The sequence below is a fragment of the Enterobacter sp. BIDMC92 genome (assembly GCF_001030225.1).
Classification (GTDB): Bacteria; Pseudomonadota; Gammaproteobacteria; order Enterobacterales; family Enterobacteriaceae; genus Enterobacter; species Enterobacter sichuanensis.
The window spans coordinates 647561-669644 of record NZ_KQ087598.1; the positions used below are offsets into that span (position 1 = coordinate 647561).

26 protein-coding genes and 2 tRNA genes are annotated in these 22084 nt (G+C 53.4%); 12 read left to right on the forward strand and 16 right to left on the reverse strand.

The annotated features are described in order from the left end of the window. Positions 1 to 254: 254 nt before the first annotated feature. The 8 genes from SP99_RS02945 to SP99_RS02980 all read right to left on the reverse strand — a co-directional run bounded on the left by SP99_RS02945 (position 255) and on the right by SP99_RS02980 (position 5198). Positions 255 to 737, reverse strand: a complete 483-nt coding sequence (locus SP99_RS02945; protein WP_047957701.1) for a YjjA family protein — start codon at positions 735 to 737, stop codon at positions 255 to 257. An 84-nt stretch (positions 738 to 821) separates the two neighbouring features. Then, positions 822 to 1559 carry a replicative helicase loader DnaC gene (gene dnaC, locus SP99_RS02950; RefSeq protein WP_014168503.1) on the reverse strand — a complete coding sequence of 246 codons (738 nt, stop codon included), beginning with the start codon at positions 1557 to 1559 and terminating at the stop codon, positions 822 to 824. Further along, a complete protein-coding gene (gene dnaT / locus SP99_RS02955; protein ID WP_025757460.1) occupies positions 1556 to 2101 on the reverse strand; it encodes a primosomal protein DnaT in 546 nt (181 codons plus the stop codon). Before dnaT ends, dnaC begins: the two co-directional genes overlap by 4 nt. Positions 2102 to 2251: 150 nt before the next feature. After that, positions 2252 to 2680, reverse strand: coding sequence for an organic hydroperoxide resistance protein (locus SP99_RS02960; RefSeq protein ID WP_008502092.1), 429 nt, complete (start codon positions 2678 to 2680; stop codon positions 2252 to 2254). Between the two features lie 83 nt (positions 2681 to 2763). Further along, positions 2764 to 3216 carry a MarR family winged helix-turn-helix transcriptional regulator gene (locus tag SP99_RS02965; RefSeq protein WP_047959764.1) on the reverse strand — a complete coding sequence of 151 codons (453 nt, stop codon included), beginning with the start codon at positions 3214 to 3216 and terminating at the stop codon, positions 2764 to 2766. Between the two features lie 41 nt (positions 3217 to 3257). Beyond that, a complete protein-coding gene (locus SP99_RS02970) occupies positions 3258 to 3890 on the reverse strand; it encodes a TetR/AcrR family transcriptional regulator (RefSeq protein ID WP_047957702.1) in 633 nt (210 codons plus the stop codon). A 67-nt stretch (positions 3891 to 3957) separates the two neighbouring features. Continuing rightward, positions 3958 to 4431, reverse strand: coding sequence for a threonine/serine exporter (locus tag SP99_RS02975; protein WP_045286457.1), 474 nt, complete (start codon positions 4429 to 4431; stop codon positions 3958 to 3960). Further along, complete coding sequence (locus tag SP99_RS02980) at positions 4422 to 5198, reverse strand: threonine/serine exporter family protein (protein WP_025757466.1); 777 nt, start codon at positions 5196 to 5198, stop codon at positions 4422 to 4424. Before SP99_RS02980 ends, SP99_RS02975 begins: the two co-directional genes overlap by 10 nt. A gap of 413 nt (positions 5199 to 5611) precedes the next feature. Between SP99_RS02980 and SP99_RS02985 the strand changes: the two genes are divergently transcribed. Together SP99_RS02985 and bglJ are read left to right on the forward strand one after the other, a co-directional pair. Further along, entirely contained in the window at positions 5612 to 6349 is a 738-nt protein-coding gene (locus tag SP99_RS02985) for a helix-turn-helix transcriptional regulator (RefSeq protein WP_025757468.1), read from the forward strand. Further along, a complete protein-coding gene (gene bglJ, locus SP99_RS02990; protein ID WP_047957703.1) occupies positions 6346 to 6981 on the forward strand; it encodes a DNA-binding transcriptional activator BglJ in 636 nt (211 codons plus the stop codon). Before SP99_RS02985 ends, bglJ begins: the two co-directional genes overlap by 4 nt. Positions 6982 to 7019: 38 nt before the next feature. On the opposite strand, the gene SP99_RS02995 is transcribed toward bglJ, so the two are convergent. Beyond that, positions 7020 to 7478, reverse strand: coding sequence for a YbaK/EbsC family protein (locus SP99_RS02995; protein WP_047957704.1), 459 nt, complete (start codon positions 7476 to 7478; stop codon positions 7020 to 7022). A 328-nt stretch (positions 7479 to 7806) separates the two neighbouring features. Between SP99_RS02995 and SP99_RS03000 the strand changes: the two genes are divergently transcribed. Next, positions 7807 to 9153, forward strand: a complete 1347-nt coding sequence (locus SP99_RS03000; RefSeq protein ID WP_047957705.1) for a PTS sugar transporter subunit IIC — start codon at positions 7807 to 7809, stop codon at positions 9151 to 9153. Between the two features lie 95 nt (positions 9154 to 9248). On the opposite strand, the gene fhuF is transcribed toward SP99_RS03000, so the two are convergent. Both fhuF and SP99_RS03010 read right to left on the reverse strand, forming a co-directional pair. After that, complete coding sequence (gene fhuF, locus SP99_RS03005; RefSeq protein ID WP_025757472.1) at positions 9249 to 10037, reverse strand: siderophore-iron reductase FhuF; 789 nt, start codon at positions 10035 to 10037, stop codon at positions 9249 to 9251. Positions 10038 to 10132: 95 nt separating this feature from the next. Then, complete coding sequence (locus SP99_RS03010) at positions 10133 to 11197, reverse strand: GGDEF domain-containing protein (protein ID WP_025757474.1); 1065 nt, start codon at positions 11195 to 11197, stop codon at positions 10133 to 10135. 215 nt (positions 11198 to 11412) lie between these two features. On the opposite strand from SP99_RS03010, the gene SP99_RS03015 reads away from it, so the two are divergent. Beyond that, positions 11413 to 11682 carry a DUF1435 domain-containing protein gene (locus tag SP99_RS03015; protein ID WP_072049130.1) on the forward strand — a complete coding sequence of 90 codons (270 nt, stop codon included), beginning with the start codon at positions 11413 to 11415 and terminating at the stop codon, positions 11680 to 11682. Positions 11683 to 11720: 38 nt separating this feature from the next. Here the strand turns inward: SP99_RS03015 and SP99_RS03020 are convergent. The 3 genes from SP99_RS03020 to rsmC all read right to left on the reverse strand — a co-directional run bounded on the left by SP99_RS03020 (position 11721) and on the right by rsmC (position 13125). Further along, positions 11721 to 11807 (reverse strand) — tRNA-Leu (locus tag SP99_RS03020). A gap of 32 nt (positions 11808 to 11839) precedes the next feature. Continuing rightward, positions 11840 to 11926, reverse strand: a tRNA-Leu gene (locus tag SP99_RS03025). Between the two features lie 170 nt (positions 11927 to 12096). Then, positions 12097 to 13125 carry a 16S rRNA (guanine(1207)-N(2))-methyltransferase RsmC gene (gene rsmC / locus SP99_RS03030; protein ID WP_025757477.1) on the reverse strand — a complete coding sequence of 343 codons (1029 nt, stop codon included), beginning with the start codon at positions 13123 to 13125 and terminating at the stop codon, positions 12097 to 12099. 102 nt (positions 13126 to 13227) lie between these two features. Here rsmC and SP99_RS03035 point away from each other — a divergent pair, with 102 nt between their 5' ends. From SP99_RS03035 to SP99_RS03065, 8 genes are all read left to right on the forward strand, one after another. Then, a complete protein-coding gene (locus SP99_RS03035; RefSeq protein ID WP_025757479.1) occupies positions 13228 to 13641 on the forward strand; it encodes a DNA polymerase III subunit psi in 414 nt (137 codons plus the stop codon). Further along, a complete protein-coding gene (rimI, locus tag SP99_RS03040; RefSeq protein ID WP_025757481.1) occupies positions 13610 to 14053 on the forward strand; it encodes a ribosomal protein S18-alanine N-acetyltransferase in 444 nt (147 codons plus the stop codon). The genes SP99_RS03035 and rimI overlap by 32 nt, the downstream gene beginning before the upstream one ends. 19 nt (positions 14054 to 14072) lie before the next feature. After that, positions 14073 to 14750: a pyrimidine 5'-nucleotidase gene (gene yjjG / locus SP99_RS03045; RefSeq protein ID WP_047957707.1), complete on the forward strand. Its 678-nt coding sequence runs from the start codon at positions 14073 to 14075 to the stop codon at positions 14748 to 14750. Between the two features lie 91 nt (positions 14751 to 14841). Next, positions 14842 to 16431, forward strand: a complete 1590-nt coding sequence (gene prfC, locus SP99_RS03050; RefSeq protein ID WP_045284844.1) for a peptide chain release factor 3 — start codon at positions 14842 to 14844, stop codon at positions 16429 to 16431. Between the two features lie 299 nt (positions 16432 to 16730). Next, the gene (gene osmY, locus SP99_RS03055) at positions 16731 to 17348 is read left to right on the forward strand and encodes a molecular chaperone OsmY (protein WP_047957708.1); all 618 of its coding nucleotides are present in this window, start codon (positions 16731 to 16733) and stop codon (positions 17346 to 17348) included. 127 nt (positions 17349 to 17475) lie between these two features. Continuing rightward, positions 17476 to 17637, forward strand: a complete 162-nt coding sequence (locus SP99_RS23030; RefSeq protein ID WP_003856556.1) for a DUF1328 domain-containing protein — start codon at positions 17476 to 17478, stop codon at positions 17635 to 17637. 120 nt (positions 17638 to 17757) lie between these two features. Then, the gene (locus SP99_RS03060) at positions 17758 to 18810 is read left to right on the forward strand and encodes a patatin-like phospholipase family protein (RefSeq protein ID WP_047957709.1); all 1053 of its coding nucleotides are present in this window, start codon (positions 17758 to 17760) and stop codon (positions 18808 to 18810) included. Beyond that, positions 18807 to 19589 carry a TatD family hydrolase gene (locus SP99_RS03065; RefSeq protein WP_047957710.1) on the forward strand — a complete coding sequence of 261 codons (783 nt, stop codon included), beginning with the start codon at positions 18807 to 18809 and terminating at the stop codon, positions 19587 to 19589. Before SP99_RS03060 ends, SP99_RS03065 begins: the two co-directional genes overlap by 4 nt. On the opposite strand, the gene SP99_RS03070 is transcribed toward SP99_RS03065, so the two are convergent. Together SP99_RS03070 and SP99_RS03075 are read right to left on the reverse strand one after the other, a co-directional pair. After that, positions 19584 to 20444, reverse strand: coding sequence for a YjjW family glycine radical enzyme activase (locus SP99_RS03070; RefSeq protein WP_047957711.1), 861 nt, complete (start codon positions 20442 to 20444; stop codon positions 19584 to 19586). The two genes, SP99_RS03065 and SP99_RS03070, sit on opposite strands and share 6 nt — an antisense overlap. Next, on the reverse strand, positions 20419 to 21966 hold the full coding sequence (locus tag SP99_RS03075; protein ID WP_047957712.1) for a YjjI family glycine radical enzyme: 1548 nt from the start codon (positions 21964 to 21966) through the stop codon (positions 20419 to 20421). Before SP99_RS03075 ends, SP99_RS03070 begins: the two co-directional genes overlap by 26 nt. Positions 21967 to 22084: the final 118 nt, after the last annotated feature.

Consider the following 22084-nt stretch of genomic DNA (forward strand, 5'->3'; position numbering starts at 1 on the left):
CGCCAGGTGCTTCGCTGGCTAACTGTTTATTTTTTAGGTCATACAATGTAATTGCGATGTCGTTTAGCTGCAATTTTAGTGTCACGAAAGTGTGCTGTTGTTAGGATTTGGTTTAGAAAATCGTTTTTATGAAGGGTGTCGCATCCTGACAAACGGACGCTCTGACGGTGGCTGGTGGGGAAAATGGTCGTTTAGCGCCGCGTTGCAAGACTATCGCATTAAACGCGGCGTGTTGTGGCAGAAAATGGGGGCGATCAGGAGATGAAATTAACGCCTTGTTTCAGCACCAGATCGCAGGCTTTGGTTTTCACCTCTTTTGCCAGAGACGAGTTGCCAAGAGTGCTCAGGTTAAGCTGCTGGCCGTTTTGCGCGTTAAGCAGACCCTGAATACCGTCCATATAGTTGGTATCCGCTTTCTGCTCCTGGGTATCCAGACCCAGTTTACCCAGCACCTGGTTTTTCACGTTTTGCGCGTCGGTCACGGAGGCCAGTTTTTGCTTCGCGCAATATTCCAGAATCCCCGCCGCGTTGTTCATCGTGCCCGCGCTCAGGCTCTGGCTGCTGTTGCCCAGCAGGCTGGTGAGGGAAGAGGCGGAGAGTCCGCCCTGAGAGCTGCCGCTCTCTTTGGTCAACTGGTTTGCGGCGCTTGACAACGACTCCTGCCAGGACGCTGCCTGCGCTGCGCCGGTAACCAGCAGCGCGCCTAAAAAGGTGCTGATAACAATCTGTTTTTTCATATTGGCTTTCTCAAAAAGGTCCGTTTTGGGCCGGAAGGGGTTCCAGTATATACCTGCGCCCTGTCGGCGATTCCTGGAACTGTCTTAATACTCTTTGCCGGTGACGCGGCTGCGGTAACTTTCCCAGTCGAAGATGACATACAGGCTGTTACCCAGCTTCATGCGGTCCATGACGCGTTCCCCCAGCAAGCGGGTCATCTCATCGATATTGTGGTTCGTTAACATGCCGGTGGGGCGCTTGGAGGAGGAGCGGCGATCGACAATCTGGTTGATGATCACCTTTTCATAACGGGATTCGGTCTGAACCCCGATCTCATCAATGACCAGCAGATCCACATTACTCAGATCGTTAAGCAGCTGCTCTTCGCTGGTTTCCCGGTTGCTGAAGGTGTCTTTCATCGCAGACATGATATCGGCCACGGTGATGATAAGGACCGACTTCCCGCGCAGAAGCAGTTCGTTGCAAATGGCGGCGGCGAGGTGGTTTTTACCGGTGCCCGGCTTACCGCTGAAGATGAAGCTGGCGATATTGCCGTCGAATTCATCAACATACTGACGTGCGGCGGCGAGCGCGTTCATCTGCCCGTTGGTCTCGATTTTATAGTTATCAAACGAGCAATTCTGATGCAGGGGACGAATACCGGAACGGTTGAAGGTGCGCTGCATTTTCATCGCCCGGTTTTCGCGGGCGAGAGCCGCGGCGCGGATCTTTCCCTGCTCTTTTTGCCACGCCAGCAGCTCTTCCCCCGTCGTGAAAGCGGGCTTTACGTTGGCAGGCATCATTTTTTGCAGTCGTTTCATCAGGTCGCCGACATTCTTCATTTCGCACCTCGAAATCCACTCGGGATCTGTTTATCCGGTTCGGAAAACGCGTTGATATCGCGTTTTGGCTGGCCATTGTTGCTGGCGCGGGTAATTTGCAGGTGACGCGCGAGCTTTTGCTGCCACTGAATATGGGTGAAGACTTTACCTTCCGCCTGCCACCAGGCGGTAAATGCGGCGAGCTCTTCAGCGGTAGCCGGCTGGGTTAACGCAATGCCCCACAGCGCGGCCTGGCGCTGAAAATCTGCATCCGGTTGCCAGCCCGCGTAGAGGGCAAATTTTCCCATCGGAACGGTCACGGGCGCGTTAACCGGCTCATCGAAGAACTGGTTATCCAGCGTGATATCACTCGCCGGGCGTGACAATTGCGCTTCAGTTTCCAGGAGCTGTGCCAGACGTTCCGGTGTGATTGCGTAAAACGCCGGAGCGTTGTCGGCAAAAACCGCAACCGTGCCACCTTCGGCGTGGGTCAACACACCGCGTGGGTCGCGCATAAAGGCATCAATACCAGCAATGCTGGTGGTCAGGATTCTGGAGGACATAACGCTTTCTCTACTGAATGACTTCGGGCGTGATATGGGCTTATGGTAGCACAGAGAGGATGAGGGAATGGAGGGGGATTTCCCCGGTGGCGCTGCGCTTACCGGGGCTACAGTGGCAGGACTGATAAGCGCAGCGCCATCAGGCATTTATCACGCGATGATATTCAGGGTCACGTCGATGTTGCCGCGGGTCGCGTTAGAGTACGGGCATACAATGTGCGCGGCATCCACCAGCTTTTTGGCTTCCGCCGGATCCATACCTTCAACATGGATGTTCAGCTTTGCTTCAATACCAAAGCCGGTTGGCAGTGGACCAATACCCACTTCACCTTCAATAAAGGCGTCTTTTGGCAGGGTAAATTTGTCGCGCGCGGCCACGAACTTCATCGCACCCAGGAAGCAGGCGGAGTAGCCTGCAGCAAACAGCTGCTCAGGGTTGGTGACGTCTCCGCCCATGCCGCCCATCTCTTTTGGCACACCCAGTTTGACATCCAGTACACCATCGGAAGAGGTCGCGCGGCCGTCACGGCCACCGGTTGCTTTTGCTTTGGCGGTATAAACAACTTTTTCTAAAGACATGGCAGGTTCCTCATCTTGCTTAATGTTCGCTATTAAATAGCGTGCGATATATATGGTTAAATAAAGACGCGTAAAGTATAGCCTTACGCGCGCTGAATATGTTGTCGCAAAAGCTCCAGCTGCTGCTTGAGCGACAGCAGGGTGTCGGTATCACACTGTGCTGCGCATCCCACTGCATGGGGGATACCCGCTGCCTGCTGCTGAAGTTCACGTCCCGCGTCACTCAGGGTAACGGCGACATGACGTTCATCTTTGCGCGAGCGCTGACGATTGATCAGCCCGGCACTTTCCAGACGTTTTAACAGCGGCGTCAGGGTGGCAGAATCCAGAAACAGCCGTTCACCGATGTCCGACACCGTGATGTCATCCTGCTCCCACAGCACCAGCATGACCAGGTATTGCGGGTAGGTCAGGTTCAGCGGTGCCAGCAGTTGCCGGTACAGCTTATTTAGCGCCAGATTTGCCGAATAAAGGGCAAAGCAGAGCTGGTTATCCAGCCTGAGCGCAGCGGTTGCGTCGTGTGTTTTCGCGTTCATGAGATAAATATAGATAGTGCACGATTTAATTGCAAGCAATTTTATGGGCAGGTATAACGCAGGGCCACCTGAACGGCCATTTTACGGTAGTGCTGGCGCTGCGCCGCTTCATCTGCACCCTCTTCAAACAGCAGCGTAAAGGTGTAGCTGTTGGCAACGTAATGGAAGCTGAAACTGCTGATCAGACGATGCAGATCGCGCGCGTCAACCGTCTGGCTGAACAACTGTTTTTCTTTCCCCCGGCGCAGGATCCCTTCCAGCAGATCGAGCGCGCTACGGTTGACCTGGCGGAGGTAACTCGACTGCTGCATAAAGCGGCCACGCTGCATGTTTTCCATGCAAATAATCCGGATGTAATCCGGGTGGTCGGCGTGGTAGTCAAAGGTGGTTTCCACCAGTTCGACCAGCGCTTCGACCGGTGACATGTCTGCGAGGCTAAGCGCTTTTTCACTGGCGCGGATCTGTGTGTAAACATATTCCAGTACGAGGAGATACAGGTTTTCTTTGTTCTTAAAATGGTAAACCACCATCCGCTTGGTGGTGCCTGCTTTCTCTGCGATCTGCTCCATGCGGGCGCCGTTCAACCCATATTCGGCAAAAAGCGCGATAGCGCTCTGAAAAATTTTCTCTTTCAGGCTGGATTCTTCAGGGAGTTCGCTGCCAGGGTTAGCCACATCCTTTCCTTATGTTCACCAAACGGACCAGAAAGATTATCTCCATGGCAGCGGGATAACACAAATATCAAACGCGTGGGCGTTTACGGTAGAGCCAGAGTCCGGGGATCGACAATCCGATAGAGAGCGCGCCGACAATGGATGAGGCCTTAAGAAAGTTGCTGAGAAGAAGGATCATCTGCGGTTCGGTGTAGCCAAAATGGCTGATTTTCACCGCCGAAATCATCGCCGTATAGGCCGAAATACCGGGGAACATCGGGATCACGGCGGCGACGGTGAAGACTTTCGGATGCGCCAGATACCAGCGCGACCACTGGATACCGATGCTGCCGACCAGCATAGAGGCCATAAAGGTCGACCATTCGATGTTAAAACCTGCCGTCATCATCACCATGCGCGATCCATGACCGATGGCGCCCAGCAGTGCACACCATGGCAGAGCGCGTTGCGGAACGTTAAATACCATCGCAAAGCCGACGGCAGGAATGGCGGCCAGGGCCATATCCTCAGCCAGCGCCAGCAGAAAATCTATCACGCCCATCCGCGTAACCCCCAGAGTGTCATGGCCATGACCACGCCGATGCAGGTCGCCAGGGTCAGCAGACTGGCGATAGCCCAGCGTGCCAGGCCAGTATTGATATGCCCTTTAAACATGTCGGCGACGGCGTTAATCAACGGGAAGCCCGGTACCAGCAGAAGGACACTGGCGGCCATGGCGATCGTTGGGGTGCTGGCAAACTGCGGCAGACGCAGGAGCAGGCCAGACACCGTGGTGGCGACAAATGCGGTAATGCAGAAGTTAATTTGCGGATGTAGCTGCCGGTGCGTCAGCAGTTGGCGAACATACATGGCGATACTGCTGGCAAAAAAGGTGACGATCGCCCCATCCCAGCCGCCTTTATTGAGCTTACAAAAGCAGGCGCACGAGAGCCCCACCATCAATACGACCAGCCAGCGTGGATAACGTAATGGCTTAATCTGGTTGAACCGTTTTTCTATCTCATTGAGATCGAGAAGCTTATGTTCAGCAAGAATGACGATATGTTGCACTTCGGTCACTACGTGCATGTTAATGCCACGGTCATGATTTTTGCGGGTGGAGGTCAGGCATTGACCGTCTTTGATGGTGGTCAGCACAATGGCATTGGATGAGATGGCGCTTTCTACGCTGTCCATACCCAAAGCCAGCCCCAGCCGGGTTGAAAGCTCCTCAACCAGCGCGCTTTCCGCGCCGTGCTGGAGCAAAAAAAGTCCGCACTTTATACAGAGCCGCGTGATAGCACGCTGCGTTGACCGATCTGCCTGCATGTATTGTCCCGAAGATGATGATGGAGAGTTGCCGTTTAGCTCACGATGATTACTTTTAGCACAAAGTGCAGTGTCTCTTGCTGTGGGTCAGATCAAGGTTTATGCAAACAGTGGCACCCCGTGTCGCTGAAGGGCGGGGGATTAATCTATTAATGCAGTGAATTCTTTATATAGAGATATAAAATATTTGTATTAAGTTATTCTAATTTTATATTGTCATTATTTTAATGGGTTCGGAATTAAATTTATTTGCGCTTTGTGAGATATTACCGTTGTTTTAGGCATTTTCTAAACTAAAAAACATATCTCATCTTCTGCTTGTATTAATCGGTTTTATACTCAGGGACGAAAATAGTGATAGAACGATGTGTTTTGACGTTACGCATTCTAGGAAAAATGGACACGGAGGGTCTATGTTGTCATTGCATGGTAAGCATGGCGTGGTTATTAGCCGGATACCCGTCATGCAAAATGGGTTAGGGGGCGTGATGTCACGTCATTTCCCTGATGTTGAATTGACGTATTGCCGTTCACTGCAGGAGTTAACCCTGCTTCAGCTACGCCGCGCAGATGTCATTATTGCCGATATTTCAGGTGAATACAGGAATCCTCGGGGCACGCTCGAAGAGTATTACGCATTATTGAATCAATATCGGGAAATTCACTGGATCTTTTTAGTTTCGCGCCCGCTATATCCTGTTGCCGTTGAGCTACTGATGCGGCCAGAAAGCACGTTGCTTTCTGAAATGGAGCCGATTGAAGGCGTGGTGGCGGCTATTCGGGCTGGTCGCGAACGGGCGGAGCGGATAAGCCAGACGTTATTAACCCCGGAACCTCAGGGAGTGGAAGAAGAAGACGAGTCATTTATCGCGCTCACCCACTCCGAACGCAAGGTATTACGGCTGTTGGGTAAGGGATGGGGTATTAACCAAATCGCCACGTTGCTCAAGAAGAGCAATAAAACGATTAGTGCCCAAAAAAACAGTGCGATGCGACGGCTCTCCTTACGAAGTAATGCCGATATGTACGCCTGGATCAACAGTACGCAGGGAATGAGAGAGCTGAGTTTAATGTCAGCCTATGGAGAGTTCGAGGAATGGAAAAAACCGATTCACCAAGACATATCGCCGTCATCGAAAATTGCACGATGAGTGCTATTGGGTTACAGAATCTTTTTACTCTGTCCACGCTGAACCATTATCAGCTGCACCTGTTCAGTGAATTTGACAGCTTTAAGAAGGCGCTTCATCAGGTCAATTTTTTCTCGCTCATCTATTCACTTTCCGATGCGCGAGAAGAACGGCGTAACTGCCTGGCACATCTGCGGGACCTCGCGTTCACGCATAGCCATATCCAGCGCATTATCCTGGTCTCTGATGTGACAGAGGCTCGGTTAATTAGCCATCTTTCGCCGTCACGTCTTCACGGCGTGGTCAGTAAGTCAATGACGCTTGAGCAGTTGCAAAATGAATTCGTGGTGTTGTTGAATGAAACGCTGCGCATCAATGACAATATGCTCAATCACTGGTACCACAGTCAAAACAGGATGTTAAGCCCAACGGAAAGGGCAATTCTACGTTACATGTCTTGCGGTTATTCCATTCCTGAAATCGCGGCTGAGCTTGAACGCAATATTAAGACCATCCGGGCGCACAAGTTTAATGCGATGGTGAAGCTGGGGGTCAATTCTGACGTAGGGCTACTCGATGCGGCGGATATTCTTACCCATCTTCCGGCAAGGGATCCGCAAAGTTTGGCCCTCAGCAAGGCCACATTTTTATAATCCTTCTTATACGCGCCAGATGGGCTCTGGCGCTTCGGTCAGATGCAGACATCAACCCATTTTGCGGAAGTCAGCTCTGCCATTCTGTCAGGTGAAATACGCACAGCACTGTGGATGGCACCTGCGGCTGGCAGCACTTCAGCATACTGCTTTAAAGAGATATCGCAGTAGACCGCGAGTGGATTTTCCAGTCCGAACGGGCACACACCGCCAACCGGATGACCGGTAATGGTAACTACTTCATCACTGCTGAGCATGCGCGCTTTCGCACCAAAGGTGTCTTTCAGTTTTTTGTTATCCAGACGCGCATCGCCTTTCGCCACCACCAGAATCACTTCATTCTTCACCTTCAGTGACAGGGTTTTGGCGATCTGTCCCGGCTCAACACGATGGGCGGCAGCAGCCAACGCAACGGTAGCAGTACTCTGGCTAAGCTCGATGATGTCTATATCCGGCGCGTTGTCGGCAAAAAACTGCTGTACAGACTGCAAACTCATTGTTTCCTCCTGACAAATATCCTGCGTAATCTGTCATAAGAAATTATGCTCTGTAAATATCTCTTAAGTAACAAAGATCCCGGACGGCAAAATTCTGGATCCCCTTCACAATCACAGAAACCGGTTACAGTAACCGGTTGCAGAGCGTGGTGCGTAGATTAATACTGAGTACGTAACGTCCCCTGTATCCAATAATAAGAGCAAATTATGAAACCATTTCGTCTGAGCAGTACCGCGGGTACACAAGCCAGCAAGGTTGTGAAGCTAATTTATGGAACAACGTACGGCGCGAATGCGCCTGTAATAAACGTCTGACAGGAGATCTGCCATGTCTGCCAACCATGCTGCGTTTAACCTGATATTCCGTTTCGTTGAAAATTACGTCAGCCCGATTGCCGGGCGGATCTCTTCCCAGCGTCATGTTATGGCTATCCGCGATGGGTTTATCTCCGCGATGCCATTTATGATTGTGGGTTCTTTTTTATTAGTGTTCGCTTACCCTCCATTTTCGCCGGATACCACCTGGGGCTTCGCACGCGCCTGGCTGAATATGGCGAAGCAATTTGAAGGCCAGATCCTGACGCCGTTTGATATGACGATGGGTATTATGTCCATCTATATTTGTGCGGCCATTGCCTACAACCTGGGTAAACACTACGTCAAATCACATCAGCTGGATCCGTTTATGTGCGCCATGCTGTCGCTGATGGCGTTTCTGCTTGTTGCGGCACCGAAAACCAAAGGCACGCTGCCCGTCGACAGCCTGGGTGGAACAGGGATTTTTACGGCGATTCTGGTGGCCATTTACTGCGTTGAGATGATGCGTTTCCTTAAAGCGCATAACATCGGTATTCGTCTTCCGGACCAGGTTCCACCGATGATCAAAAACTCTTTTGATCTGTTGATCCCGGTGCTGGTGGTTGTATTGACACTCTATCCGCTCAGTCTGGTGATTCAGTCACAGTTTGGCATGCTGATCCCACAGGCGATTATGTCGGTCTTTAAACCACTGGTTTCCGCGGCAGATTCGCTGCCAGCCATTCTGCTGGCCGTGCTGATTGGTCATCTGCTGTGGTTCGCCGGGATCCACGGTGCCGCTATCGTCTCCGGGATGCTGCAGATGTTTTGGCTGACTAACCTTGGCGCAAACCAGACCGCGCTGGCCGCCGGTCAGCCTCTGCCGCATATTTTCATGGAAGCGTTCTGGACGTTCTTTATCGTGATTGGCGGGTCGGGCGCCACAATGGGGCTGGTGATTTGCTATCTGCGCAGCCGTTCCGCTCATTTACGCTCTATCGGGCGTTTAAGTGTGGTGCCCAGCTTCTTTAACATCAACGAACCGGTCATTTTCGGTACGCCGATCGTGATGAACCCGGTGTTCTTTATCCCCTTCCTGCTGGCACCGATGGTCAACGCTGTGCTGGCCTGGGCGGCAATGACCTTTGATCTGATTGGCCGCGTCATCTCAGTGGTACCCTGGACGGCACCGGCGCCGATAGGCGCAGCGTGGGCCCTGGGATGGGATTTCCGCGCGGCGATCCTGGTTGTGGTTCTGGCCTGCGTATCGGCAATCATCTACTTCCCGTTCTTCAAAGTTTACGAGAAACAGCTGCTGGAGCAGGAAGCGGAAGAAGCACAGCGTAATGCGGAAGAGGATAATCAGCAGGTGGCTTAGGTAAAAGCAAAACGGCAACGCAGGTTGCCGTTTTTAGTGTTTGTTCCCTCTCCCCGTGGGAGAGGGCTAGGGTGAGGGCATCAGGCTGAGCCCGACTATTTCAGCGTGCAATCCCCGCACTGCTTAACGTCCGGCAGGCGATAGCGCTGGCAGCAGGTGCGGCGCACCAGAAGCCCATCACGAAGGACAACGGTACGGAATAACGGGTTGTCTCGGCCGTCGGAAAGCTGTTTTGCAAAGAAACAGGACTGACGCAGAGCATCAACACTCTCCTCACCGAGCAGCGGCTTCATTTCCGTGAGATACCAGTGGATTAAATAGCCGGTATTGCTCCAGATAAGCTTCCCGTTAATCTCTCCCGTGGCTTCCAGCGCATCCACGACCGGGATCAGCGCCCGTGTGATCAACAGCTCCATACGTTCCCGGGCAGTCAGTCGCTCTGCGCTCTGGTCTTCATGAAGATCAATCCAGAAACAGGCCGCGCGTCCGGTTTCGTGAAACTCGACGTGGAAATGCTCAGGTGAGAGTTCCAGCATGCTCTTCTGGGTTAACAGCGCCAGCATCAGCGGAGGTACCATCAGTCCGATATACCATTGCGCCCAGAGAGAGAGCAGGGGCTTATTTTCCCGCGTCATGGCAGGCTGATTGCGATAAATATGGTCGGAATAGGTGGCAAGCAGCGATTGCAGTTTTGCCGGTTGACGCCACTCTGCGAGCGTCATGGCGTGATGCGGGTGCGCTTCATCAAGCCGGATAAAGTCCAGCAGGTGGGCGCGCGTTTTGGCAATCTTATCCCGTATGGCATCCGCAAGCGAACCATTCCCGCTGGTGAGGGGGGCTCGCCAGAGGAGGGGCTCGACAATATGTGCGGTATGCGTGGCCATAGTTTGGATAGAAATCTAAATGATAATGATTGCCAATCCTAACTATTGCTCATACCAATGGCAAGACTTTTGTCCTGGTGACGTTGCCGTCGTGTTTACGCCGTCTGCAACTCTTCACTCAACAGAATATTGTTGCGCCCCATATGCTTGGCTTCGTAGAGCGCTTTATCCGCTTTTTCCAGCGCGCCTTCTACGTCGTCATTCTCGAAAATGGCGATACCAATGCTGATGGTGACATTTGTCGCGACGCTTTCGTTAAACAAATGCGGGATTTTCAAATCGTAAACTTTCTGACGGATCCGCTCTGCAGTCTGGCGGGCATGCTCAAGGGAAATATTGGTCAGCAGCACCATAAATTCTTCCCCACCAAAACGCGCCACAATATCGCGAGAACGTACGGCATCGCGGATGGCGGCAGAGACACGTTTCAGTGCCTGGTCGCCCATCATATGACCATAGTGGTCGTTATAGGCTTTGAAGTGATCGATATCCATCAGCAGGACGAAGTGCTCGCCATTTTCTACCGTCGGCAGGTTTTCCAGACGGCTTTGCAGACCACGACGATTATAGAGTCCGGTAAGAGGATCCATCATGCTCAGGTCGGTCAGGGTCTCTCGTTCTTCCAGCAAGCGAGAGAGCAACTCCTGCGCGAAACGATCGTTACGTCGTTGCAAAATGTTATGTATGGCAATTGCCACGACAGGAAGTGCGAAAGAGTAGGACATTCTCAGCCATATATCGTGCTCACTTAGCCACAGGCAGACAATAAACGCGGGCAGTGAGTGCAGGGTAAATGCTTTGATATTACTGGCGAATGCCAGCGTCCCGATAAAAAGCACGGTTAACAGGGCGATTAACAAATAGGTCGTTTGGTCGTGGGTAATTAAGGCGAATTTGGAGGCAATTTGCCAGGCCCACAAAATACCGAAGATTGCTGAAACGACAGGAATATTGATCTTCCGCGCTCTCTTTCTCCAGTGCCAGACGAACAGACCGGTACTGATGGAGAAAATAGCAATCAGGGGGGCAGATAACACGCGTACCGAATTGAGCGGATTTGTTACCGAGAACACTGCAGAGGTTGCGTTCAGAAATAAAAATAAACGTAACGATAATTGATATTTTCTGTGAACCAAAGACCGCCAGGATTGTGATGTCATAGTCGTGTGTTTTTATTAAAATTTAATTAAAACAAATAAGTAGGTGTTGTTTCGCAATAAAATATGAAAAAAACTCAAAGAGTAATTATCAGAAAATCTTTAGATGTTGTTAACAGGTGCGCAATTTATCACCTTAGGCAATTCCTGTCATTACGGGAAAGGTAAAGGTCGGTGGTTTTTAATTCATTCAGCTGACAAATGATAATCTTTGTCATATGATATTGGTTATCATTACCATTGTAAGAGGCGGAACCATGCTGCACAGGGCGCTGGGAAGTGGTTGGGGGGTATTGCTACCGGGAGCCGTTCTCGGCGGGTTGATGTTTGCCGATCTCTCCCTTGCTGTCTGGAAAGCCATTATCGTGGCAGGGCTATTGGTCACGTCAGCCATGATTTGGCACAAGCAACTGCGTCACTTTGTGTTACTGCCATCCTGTGTCGCACTGGTCAGTGCAATGCTGGTGATACTGATGAGTCTGAAATAACAGGGAGAAGAGAACACTCAGAAGGGGTGTAAGATAATTGGTGCGAGGGGGGGGACTCGAACCCCCACATCCGTAAGGACACTAACACCTGAAGCTAGCGCGTCTACCAATTCCGCCACCTTCGCACAGTCATCTTACTGGTTTGATATCGCCTCGTTGGTGCGAGGGGGGGGACTCGAACCCCCACATCCGTAAGGACACTAACACCTGAAGCTAGCGCGTCTACCAATTCCGCCACCTTCGCATACCATCGATACTGTAAAAGTATCGTAACCACGGAGGCGCATTCTAGATGTTTTCAGCTTTACGTCAACAGAAAAGTGCGCGTGATGCCTTGATTGATGCAAAAATGGCCGATAGGCGCGTTGTGTATAGCCGGATGGCGCTTTCGCTTATCCGGCCTGGAGGGAGGGATTACTTTTTGGCCTGACGGGTCATCACGGTGCGGTAGACTTTAAAACGTCCCGTCTGTGCGATGACTTCGTGGAAGCCGAAGGTTTCATCCAGCACTTTCGGGTATGCCAGGAAGGCGTTCGCGACGATGCGCAATTCACCGCCGCTGTTGAGATGGCGCACTGCACCACGGATCAGCGTTTGCGCGGCTTCGAGGCTGGTCTCCATACCGTCGTGGAACGGTGGGTTAGAGATGATCATATCAAAACGACCGGTGACATCAGAAAAGACGTTACTGGCAATCACGTCGCCTTCAATACCGTTAGCGGCAAGCGTTGCGCGGCTGGCCTCTACCGCCGGTGCGCTGACGTCACACAGGGTTAAACGGACTTTTGGTGAATGGCTGGCGAGCACGGTTGCCAGCACGCCCGCACCGCAGCCGACATCCAGCACTTTGCCTTTGGTATGCGGCGTGAGGGTGGAAAGCAGCAGCTTGCTGCCCGCATCCAGGGCGTCACGGCTGAACACGCCCGGCAGGGTTTTAATGGTCAAACCGTCAAGCGTGTATTCGTCCCAGAATGTCGCGGCATCAAATGTTGCCTGTTTTTCCAGACGGCCATGGTACAGACCACAGCGGCGGGCACTGTCGACTTTATTCAGCGGGGCATACTCTTCCAGCATCTGCTCTGCGCTTCTCACGCCGCTGCGGTTCTCACCGACGACGAAAATATCGCAGCCGACCGGCAGCAGGGAGAGCAGGTTCATCAGCTGGAACTGGGCTTCCGGTTTGTTCTTCGGCCAGTAGTAGATCAGCGTATCGCAGTCGGCGATATCGCTCTGCTCTGCCACCAGGCTAAAGCGTGCGCGCTCACCCATCTGGCGGCTCAGCACCTGCCAGTGATGGTAATATTGGGTGTGGGCACGGCTTTCAGCACAGTCGAAACGCGCGGGCAGGTCATCCTGCATATCTCCGGCAAACAGAATACGGCTTTCTTCGAAATCATCACTGTGACGCAGCAAGACTTCACTTGCCGGGGTAAATGCAGACATGAATTGTTCCTCAATAAACTCAGGCGGGGATTATAGTAGGTAGATGGCGCAGTTTCGACACATTTGCTATATTTGCGCGCCTGAGAGACAGGAGTTTTCCCTATGACATCCCGACGAGACTGGCAGTTGCAGCAGCTGGGCATTACCCAGTGGGCTTTGCGTCGCCCGACGGCGTTGCAGGGCGAAATCGCTATCTCCATCCCGGCGCACGTTCGCCTGGTGATGGTGGCGGAAGAACTGCCTGCCCTGAATGAACCCCTGATCGGTGATGTCCTTCGCAGCCTGAAGCTGACGGCCGACCAGGTTTTACAGCTGACGCCAGAGCGGGTCGCTATGCTGCCTCCTGACAGCCGCTGTAACAGCTGGCGTATTGGAGAGGCAAATGCGATCCCGCTCCAGGGAAGCCAGATCTGCACGCCAGCGCTGGACGAACTGAAAGCCAACCCAAAAGCGCGAAGCGCGCTATGGCAACAAATCTGCGAATATGAACACGATTTCTTCCCTCACGACGCCTGACCTGACCACAGCGTTTGCGATTGAAACACGCGCCCATGCGTTTCCGTGGAGCGAAAAAACCTTCGCCAGTAATCAGGGCGAACGGTATCTCAACTACCGCCTGGATGTTGACGGCACCATGGCCGCCTTCGCGATTACGCAGGTTGTTCTGGATGAGGCGACGCTGTTTAATATCGCGGTTGATCCTGCGTTTCAGCGCCGTGGGCTGGGAAGAGAACTGCTTACGCACCTCATCCGTGAGCTTGAAACCCGTGACGTTTTCACCCTGTGGCTGGAGGTGCGCGCGTCGAATGTCGCCGCCATCGCGCTCTATGAAAGCTTAGGCTTTAACGAGGCGACAATCCGCCGTAACTACTACCCCACCGCAGAGGGACGTGAAGACGCCATTATTATGGCTCTGCCGATTGGATAACGAAAATAAGGTTGTAACGATGAAATGGGACTGGATTTTCTTTGACGCCGACGAAACGCTGTTTACGTTCGATTCGTTCGGGGGTCTACAGCGGATGTTTCTCGACTATAGCGTGACCTTCACCGCTGAGGATTTTCAGAACTATCAGGCGGTCAACAAACCGCTGTGGGTGGATTATCAGAACGGTGCCATCACTGCGTTACAGCTTCAGCATCAGCGCTTTGACGTCTGGGCGGAACGCTTAAATGTCAGTCCGGGAACGCTAAACGAGGCCTTCCTGAACGCCATGGCCGATATCTGTGCGCCGCTGCCGGGGGCGGTGTCGTTGTTGAATGCACTAAAAGGCAAAGTAAAACTGGGGATCATCACCAACGGTTTTACCGCCCTGCAGCAGATCCGCCTTGAGCGTACCGGCCTGCGCGATCATTTCGACGCGCTGGTGATCTCGGAAGAGGTCGGCGTGCCGAAACCGGATCCGCGTATTTTCGATTATGCGCTGGCGCAGGCCGGCAACCCTGACCGCGATCGCGTCCTGATGGTGGGTGACACCGCAGAGTCAGATATTCTGGGCGGCATGAATGCCGGTTTGTCGACCGTCTGGCTTAACGCGCATGGCCGCGTGAAGCCTGAAGGCATCGAGCCGACCTGGACCGTGACGTCGTTGAACGAACTGGAGCAACTCCTGTGTAAACAATGATTGCCTGCCCCCTGTTGATGGGTAAAATAGCCGCAATTTTGTATTCCATGATGCGTGGCGTGCTGCCGCGCTTATATAAGAAGATTTGATTATGACGTTGTCTCCTTATCTGCAAGAGGTGGCCAAGCGCCGCACTTTTGCCATTATCTCGCACCCGGATGCCGGTAAAACGACCATCACCGAGAAGGTGTTACTGTTCGGACAGGCTATCCAGACTGCGGGTACCGTTAAAGGCCGTGGCTCCAGCCAGCATGCAAAATCTGACTGGATGGAGATGGAAAAGCAGCGTGGTATTTCGATTACCACCTCCGTGATGCAGTTCCCGTATCATGACTGCCTGGTGAACCTGCTGGATACCCCGGGCCACGAAGACTTCTCTGAAGATACTTACCGTACCCTGACGGCGGTGGACTGCTGTCTGATGGTCATCGACGCCGCGAAAGGGGTAGAAGACAGGACACGTAAGCTGATGGAAGTGACCCGTCTGCGCGATACGCCGATCCTCACCTTCATGAACAAACTCGACCGTGACATCCGTGACCCGATGGAACTGATGGATGAAGTGGAAAACGAGCTGAAAATCGCCTGTGCGCCAATCACCTGGCCCATTGGCTGCGGTAAGCTGTTCAAAGGGGTGTATCACCTCTACAAAGACGAAACTTACCTGTACCAGACCGGTAAAGGCCACACTATTCAGGAAGTGCGCATCGTGAAAGGTCTGGACAACCCGGATCTGGACGCGGCTGTTGGTGAAGAGCTGGCCGCGCAGCTGCGTGACGAGCTGGAGCTGGTGAAGGGCGCGTCTCACGAATTCGATAAAGATCTGTTCCTGAGCGGTGAAATCACCCCGGTCTTCTTCGGTACTGCGCTGGGTAACTTTGGCGTTGACCACATGCTCGATGGTCTGGTGGAGTGGGCGCCGCAGCCGATGCCACGCAAAACCGATACCCGTGAAGTGGAAGCGAAAGAAGAGAAATTCACCGGCTTTGTCTTCAAAATCCAGGCCAACATGGACCCGAAACACCGCGACCGCGTGGCCTTTATGCGCGTGGTGTCCGGTAAATATGAAAAGGGTATGAAGCTGCGCCAGGTGCGTATCGGTAAAGATGTGGTGATCTCCGACGCGCTGACCTTTATGGCGGGCGACCGTTCGCACGTGGAAGAGGCGTATCCGGGCGACATTATCGGGCTGCACAACCATGGCACGATTCAGATCGGCGATACCTTCACCCAGGGTGAAATGATGAAGTTCACCGGTATTCCGAACTTCGCCCCGGAACTGTTCCGTCGTATTCGTCTGAAGGATCCGCTGAAACAGAAACAGCTGCTGAAAGGCCTGGTTCAGCTCTCCGAAGAGGGCGCGGTGCAGGTGTTCCGCCCCATCGCCAACAACGATCTGATCGTAGGGGCCGTGGGTGTGCTGCAGTTCGACGTGGTTGTTGCGCGCCTGAAGAGCGAATACAACGTGGAAGCGATTTATGAATCAGTGAACGTGGCGACCGCGCGCTGGGTTGAGTGTTCTGACGTGAAGAAATTCGAAGAATTTAAGCGTAAGAATGAAGTTCAGCTGGCGCTGGATGGCGGTGATAACCTGACTTATATCGCGCCAACCATGGTGAACCTCAACCTGACTCAGGAACGTTATCCTGACGTTCAGTTCCGCAAAACGCGCGAACACTAATCCCCTCTCAGAGCACGGCAGTCGCCGTGCTCTTCTTTAATTCCTGTCTTATTAATCCCTTGCGGAATGTTCTTAATTCACTGCATTTTCGCGCTTTTTGCACGTTTTTTACCCGAATCTGAAAGCGGCTCTGTGAGAGTGATCTATATTTAACTCAGTGTTTAGCACCGGGTATGGATAAATTGACTGTTCAATGCATGACTTTAGGTTATCCATTTCGTCTGCGTGTTTATTCGCAATATATATAACTACTAAGGAAGTATGTAGCCCGAATAACGGGTAAACACAGGAATAGATCGATGAATATGACAAGACTGAAGATTTCTAAAACTCTGCTGGCTGTAACACTGGGTAGCGTTCTGGCTAGCGGCTCCGCGCTGGCGGAAAGCAGCACCATGGATAAAGCACAGTCCACGGCGGATACCGCAGGGCAAAAAATCGATAGCTCTATGAATAAAGTCGGCAATTTCATGGATGACAGCTCAATCACAGCAAAAGTGAAAGCCGCACTGGTGGATGACGAAGCCATCAAGAGCACCGATATTTCCGTGAAGACCGACAAGAAAGTGGTCACGCTGAGCGGCTTTGTCGAAAGCCAGGCTCAGGCGGAACAGGCGGTGAAAGTGGCTAAGGGCGTCGAAGGTGTCGCCTCCGTTAGCGATAAACTGCACGTTCGTGACAGCAAAAACGCGTCGGTGAAAGGTTATGCCGGTGATGCTGCCACCACCAGCGAAATCAAAGCTAAACTTTTAGCAGATGACATCGTGCCGTCCCGTAAGGTGAAAGTGGAAACCACCGATGGTGTGGTACAGCTTTCCGGTACGGTTGATTCTCAGGCGCAAATTGAACGCGCCGAATCTATTGCGAAAGCCATTGATGGTGTGAAAAGCGTTAAAAACGATCTGAAAGCGAAGTAAATCTGGACCATTCGCCCGTCTGGCTGAATCCGGCGGGCGAAATAAGAACGACTCTGGAAAAACGCCGGTGAGCGACCTGAGCGCTCACGTTTAGCGGCCGACATTAACTATGGTAAAGGAGAAGCTTATGTTTCGTTGGGGCATTATATTTCTGGTTATCGCGTTAATTGCCGCCGCATTGGGCTTTGGTGGTCTGGCAGGTACTGCAGCATGGGCAGCTAAAATTGTCTTCGTTGTCGGTATTATTCTGTTCCTGGTCAGCCTGTTTACGGGACGTCGACGTCCGTAGCAAACGCAATATTCTGTCAACAAAGAAAAGCCAGTCACTGCGACTGGCTTTTTCTTATTTGCGTTGCCGGCCGGGTGCGTTACTGTGGTGTTATAAAATAATCAAAACAGGAAAGCAGAGGTGGGGCAACGAATTCCCGTTACGCTCGGCAATATTGCGCCGCTGACGTTAAAGCCGTTTCGCGCAGGCCAACTCGCGCTCGTTTGCGAGGGAGGCGGACAGCGCGGTATTTTCACCGCTGGCGTGCTGGATGAGTTTATGCGCGCGCAATTCAACCCGTTTGACCTGTACTTCGGCACGTCTGCCGGGGCGCAAAACCTCTCTGCTTATGTCTGTAACCAGCCTGGCTACGCGCGCAAGGTCATCATGCGCTACACCACGGCAAAAGAATTTTTTAATCCGCTGCGCTTTGTGCGCGGCGGTAACCTGATCGACCTCGACTGGCTGCTGGAGTCGACCTCCAGCCAGATGCCGCTGGCCATGGACACCGCTGCCCGCCTGTTTGATAGCGGTAAAGAATTCTGGATGTGCGCCAGCCGGGGGGATGACTATTCGCCGGGCTATTTTTCTCCTCAGAAGGAGAACTGGCTGGATATCATTCGCGCCTCCAGCGCCATTCCCGGTTTTTATCGTACCGGTGCGCTACTGGATGGCATTAGCTATCTGGACGGCGGCATCAGTGACGCGGTGCCGGTGCAGGAAGCTGCCCGGCGCGGGGCGAAAACCATTGTGGTGATCCGTACCGTGCCGTCGCAAATGTACTACACGCCGCAGTGGTTTAAGCGGATGGAGCGCTGGCTGGGCGACAGCAGTCTGCAGCCGCTGGTGAATATCGCGAAGCAGCATGAAACCACCTACGGCGCGATGCAGCGTTTCATTGAAAAACCGCCGGGTAAGCTGCGTATTTTTGAAATTTATCCCCCTAAGCCGCTGCTGAGCATGGCGCTGGGCAGCCGCATTCCTGTGCTGCGCATGGATTACAAAACGGGCCGGCTATGCGGACGCTACTTCCTGGCGACGGTGGGAAAAATGCTGGCGGAGCAACCGCCGCTTCACCGGCATAAACGCATTATTACGCCGCCTGCGATTGTGGCCAACGACGCCCTGACGATGCCGCTGGTGGATATCCCGCAGGCGAATGACGCTTTATTAGATAACGAGGATCTGGCGTGACGCACCGCTTTGTTGATACCCACTGCCACTTCGATTTTCCGCCGTTTACAGGGGATGAAGCGCAAAGCATTGCGAAAGCCGCCGAGGCAGGCGTTCAGGCCATTATTGTGCCTTCAGTTGAAGCGGCTTATTTTTCCCGCGTGCTGGCGCTTTCAGCACAACACCCCGCGCTCTTTGCCGCGCTTGGCCTGCATCCGATCGTGATTGAGCGACATCTTGACGAGCATATTGAGAGGCTCGATGAGGTACTGCTGACCGCAGGAGACAAACTTGTCGCCATCGGTGAGATCGGCCTCGATCTTTACCGTGAGGATCCGCAGTTTGAGCGCCAGCAGACGATCCTCGACGCGCAGCTCAGGCTGGCGAAGCGTCACGATCTGCCGGTGATCCTCCACTCACGACGCACGCACGATAAGCTGGCAATGCACCTGAAACGCATCGATCTGCCGCGAAAAGGTGTTGTACACGGTTTCTCCGGCAGCCTGCAGCAGGCGCAGCGTTTTATTGAACTGGGCTATAAAATCGGCGTGGGCGGCACCATCACCTATCCACGGGCCAGTAAAACCCGCGACGTGATGACCCAGCTGCCCTTGTCGGCCCTGCTGCTGGAAACCGACGCACCGGATATGCCGCTGAACGGTTTTCAGGGGCAGCCGAATCGCCCGGAACAGGCGGCGCGCGTGTTTACCTCCCTTTGTGAACTGCGAAAAGAGCCTGAAGAGGTGATTGCCGATGCGCTGCTGGAGAATACGCGGTCAGTATTTGGCATCACGCTATAGATACAGCGCCGGACGGATCACCGTTATCTTCTGTTTTTCCAGTGCCTGCGCCAGCGGTTCAACGTCCTCTGGCGTAGCGCTGCGCCAGGACGCCGCCTCACCGTAGACACCCTGCCCATGAAAGGCGTTAATGCGCACTGGCACATTTCCAAGCCCATGGATAAACGTCGTCAGCGGCTTGAGCTGTTCCAGATAGTCACACTGCTCCGGAATGACCAGCAGACGGAGTTCCGTCAAACGATGACGTTCTGCCAGCCAGCGAATACTTTGCTTGATCAGAGGGTTATCGCGCCCGGTCAGGAAGCGGTGGTGTTCGTTTCCCCACGCCTTGAGATCCAGCATCGCGCCATCCAGTACCGGCAGCAGCTTTTGCCAGCCGGTTTCACTTAACAGACCGTTGCTGTCGACCAGGCAGGTGAGATGGCACAGGGCAGGATCGGCTTTGATCGCGGTGAACAGCGTGACTAAAAAGGGTAATTGCATCGTGGCTTCACCGCCACTCACGGTGATGCCTTCAATAAATGGCGCTGCTTTGCGGATCTGCGCGAGGATCTCCTCCACGCTCAGGCGGTGTGCCATGGGCGTCGCCTGTTGCTGGCACAGGTGCAGACAGGTATCGCACTGCTGACAGTGACTCTCCTGCCACCAGACGCGTCCGGCCTGAATGCTAAGGGCTTCATGAGGGCAGTGGGGAACGCAGTCTCCACAGTCGTTGCAGCGGCCGATCGTCCACGGATTGTGGCAGGTTTTGCAGCGCAGGTTGCAGCCCTGCAGGAACAGGGCCAGCCGGCTGCCCGGCCCGTCCACGCAGGAAAAAGGAATGACCTGACTAACTAAAGCGCATCTGCTGTTCATGGCTTATCACGCGTGGCTGTCGTTCCAGAATACGGGTATTGCGCGCGGCCTCTTCACCCAGCCACGTGGTATTGGTTCTCGAACCTGCTTCCCGGTATTTCTCCAGATCCGATAATCGCACCATATAGCCGGTCACGCGGACCAGATCGTTACCCGCGACGTTGGCCGTAAATTCCCGCATGCCCGCGTTGAACGCGCCGAGACAGAGTTGAGCCACCGCCTGCGGATTCCGTTTTACCGTTTCATCCAGCGTCAGTATGTCGCTTATCCCGGCATGATAGTGCTGGTGATGAGGGGCCACGGCCAGCAGGTGGCTGATGGGATCCGGCTCATCGCCATAGGGCAGACGCGCGCCCGGTGTGGTCCCCGAATCAGAGCTGATCCCCGACTGCGCATGCAGCATCGCGCGCTGCTTCCAGCCATGTTTCACCGGCGTATTTTCAACAAACGCCGCCAGCTGTTCACTGATGCGATAGCCCAGCGCGTTGACCTGCTCATCTTTGCCGTAACGCCCTGCGATACCTGCTTTTTCACAGAGCGCGTTGACCGCTTCCGCGAGGCCGTACAGGCCAAACATGGGAACAAACCGATCGGCATCAATCAGCCCCTCTTTCACCAGGAAGCTATTCTCAAAGAAGCCGGACTGTTGATACAGAAAATCGCAGCGGGCATCGATGATGGCGATCTGTTGCTGGCAGTAGTGGGGAAGCGTACGGGTGAAAAAATCGTCCAGGGAGGTGCTGTGTTCGGCAATGGCTTTGAGGTTGAGGCGCACCAGGGTACTGCCACCGCCAGCCAGCGGCAGGGAGTTGTAGCAACTCACGACACCGTAACGGCCTTTTGTGAAAATTCTATCATTCATCGGGCCATTCGAAATATGCGGTTTGCTGCATTTGCAAATGTTTTTAGCGACCGCATGCAGCAGATCGTCAGGCGTGATCTCCGGGTCATAAATAAACGTCAGATTCGGTGCGACCTGCTTCAGCTCTGCGTCAGCGCGTAAAATGGCGCGCGTGACGGGCGTATCTGCCGGGCCGATATTGGCGTGCATAAAGGCGTCGGGCAAGGTGCGGTCGAGGTAACGCCAGAAACGTTTTATTCGAATATCGATTTCGTCTTGTGTTAGAATTCTAACATACGGTTGCAGAAGTGCATCGAGATGGCCGAGATAGACCGGCATCGATGTGACGGACGGAACATGATGGTAGAGGATGGTTAACAGCGAGAGGGCGTCATCAAGATCTTTCGCCCCCTCAAGCTCCAGCCACTCTGAACCGTTAGCCAGAAATGTTGCGTAATCCGGCAGAACATAACGGGGTTTGTAGGGCGCGTGGCCTTCGAACATGTCGCAGATAAACCCCTCGTCCAGCGCGGCTCGGGCAGCCTCTGGTAGTGCCGGATAAGGCAGATTATTTTCCGCTTCCAGCGCCAGAAAATGCCGTTTTTGTTCCGGGGTTAACACCGTGCTTGTCACAATGTGCTGGCAACGTTGTTGCAGGGCGTCGGGGCTGGCGTGGGACATGTTCGCTTCCTTCAATATTCTGCGGATGGTGAACGGATTGTAGGAAGCCGGCCCGTCAGGGCTTTTGATCTGACAGGGGGAATCGCTGTTTTAGTCGACGATTTCCGTACTAAAGTTT

Excerpts from the sequence above, each read along its gene's own strand:
- SP99_RS02945 (WP_047957701.1), bottom strand. The coding sequence starts at position 737 with ATGAAAAAACAGATTGTTATCAGCACCTTTTTAGGCGCGCTGCTGGTT.
- dnaC (WP_014168503.1), bottom strand. The coding sequence starts at position 1,559 with ATGAAGAATGTCGGCGACCTGATGAAACGACTGCAAAAAATGATGCCT.
- dnaT (WP_025757460.1), bottom strand. The coding sequence starts at position 2,101 with ATGTCCTCCAGAATCCTGACCACCAGCATTGCTGGTATTGATGCCTTT.
- SP99_RS02960 (WP_008502092.1), bottom strand. The coding sequence starts at position 2,680 with ATGTCTTTAGAAAAAGTTGTTTATACCGCCAAAGCAAAAGCAACCGGT.
- SP99_RS02965 (WP_047959764.1), bottom strand. The coding sequence starts at position 3,216 with ATGAACGCGAAAACACACGACGCAACCGCTGCGCTCAGGCTGGATAAC.
- SP99_RS02975 (WP_045286457.1), bottom strand. The coding sequence starts at position 4,431 with ATGGGCGTGATAGATTTTCTGCTGGCGCTGGCTGAGGATATGGCCCTG.
- SP99_RS02980 (WP_025757466.1), bottom strand. The coding sequence starts at position 5,198 with ATGCAGGCAGATCGGTCAACGCAGCGTGCTATCACGCGGCTCTGTATA.
- SP99_RS02985 (WP_025757468.1), top strand. The coding sequence starts at position 5,612 with ATGTTGTCATTGCATGGTAAGCATGGCGTGGTTATTAGCCGGATACCC.
- bglJ (WP_047957703.1), top strand. The coding sequence starts at position 6,346 with ATGAGTGCTATTGGGTTACAGAATCTTTTTACTCTGTCCACGCTGAAC.
- SP99_RS02995 (WP_047957704.1), bottom strand. The coding sequence starts at position 7,478 with ATGAGTTTGCAGTCTGTACAGCAGTTTTTTGCCGACAACGCGCCGGAT.
- SP99_RS03000 (WP_047957705.1), top strand. The coding sequence starts at position 7,807 with ATGTCTGCCAACCATGCTGCGTTTAACCTGATATTCCGTTTCGTTGAA.
- fhuF (WP_025757472.1), bottom strand. The coding sequence starts at position 10,037 with ATGGCCACGCATACCGCACATATTGTCGAGCCCCTCCTCTGGCGAGCC.
- SP99_RS03010 (WP_025757474.1), bottom strand. The coding sequence starts at position 11,197 with ATGACATCACAATCCTGGCGGTCTTTGGTTCACAGAAAATATCAATTA.
- SP99_RS03015 (WP_072049130.1), top strand. The coding sequence starts at position 11,413 with ATGATATTGGTTATCATTACCATTGTAAGAGGCGGAACCATGCTGCAC.
- rsmC (WP_025757477.1), bottom strand. The coding sequence starts at position 13,125 with ATGTCTGCATTTACCCCGGCAAGTGAAGTCTTGCTGCGTCACAGTGAT.
- SP99_RS03035 (WP_025757479.1), top strand. The coding sequence starts at position 13,228 with ATGACATCCCGACGAGACTGGCAGTTGCAGCAGCTGGGCATTACCCAG.
- rimI (WP_025757481.1), top strand. The coding sequence starts at position 13,610 with ATGAACACGATTTCTTCCCTCACGACGCCTGACCTGACCACAGCGTTT.
- yjjG (WP_047957707.1), top strand. The coding sequence starts at position 14,073 with ATGAAATGGGACTGGATTTTCTTTGACGCCGACGAAACGCTGTTTACG.
- prfC (WP_045284844.1), top strand. The coding sequence starts at position 14,842 with ATGACGTTGTCTCCTTATCTGCAAGAGGTGGCCAAGCGCCGCACTTTT.
- osmY (WP_047957708.1), top strand. The coding sequence starts at position 16,731 with ATGAATATGACAAGACTGAAGATTTCTAAAACTCTGCTGGCTGTAACA.
- SP99_RS23030 (WP_003856556.1), top strand. The coding sequence starts at position 17,476 with ATGTTTCGTTGGGGCATTATATTTCTGGTTATCGCGTTAATTGCCGCC.
- SP99_RS03070 (WP_047957711.1), bottom strand. The coding sequence starts at position 20,444 with ATGAACAGCAGATGCGCTTTAGTTAGTCAGGTCATTCCTTTTTCCTGC.
- SP99_RS03075 (WP_047957712.1), bottom strand. The coding sequence starts at position 21,966 with ATGTCCCACGCCAGCCCCGACGCCCTGCAACAACGTTGCCAGCACATT.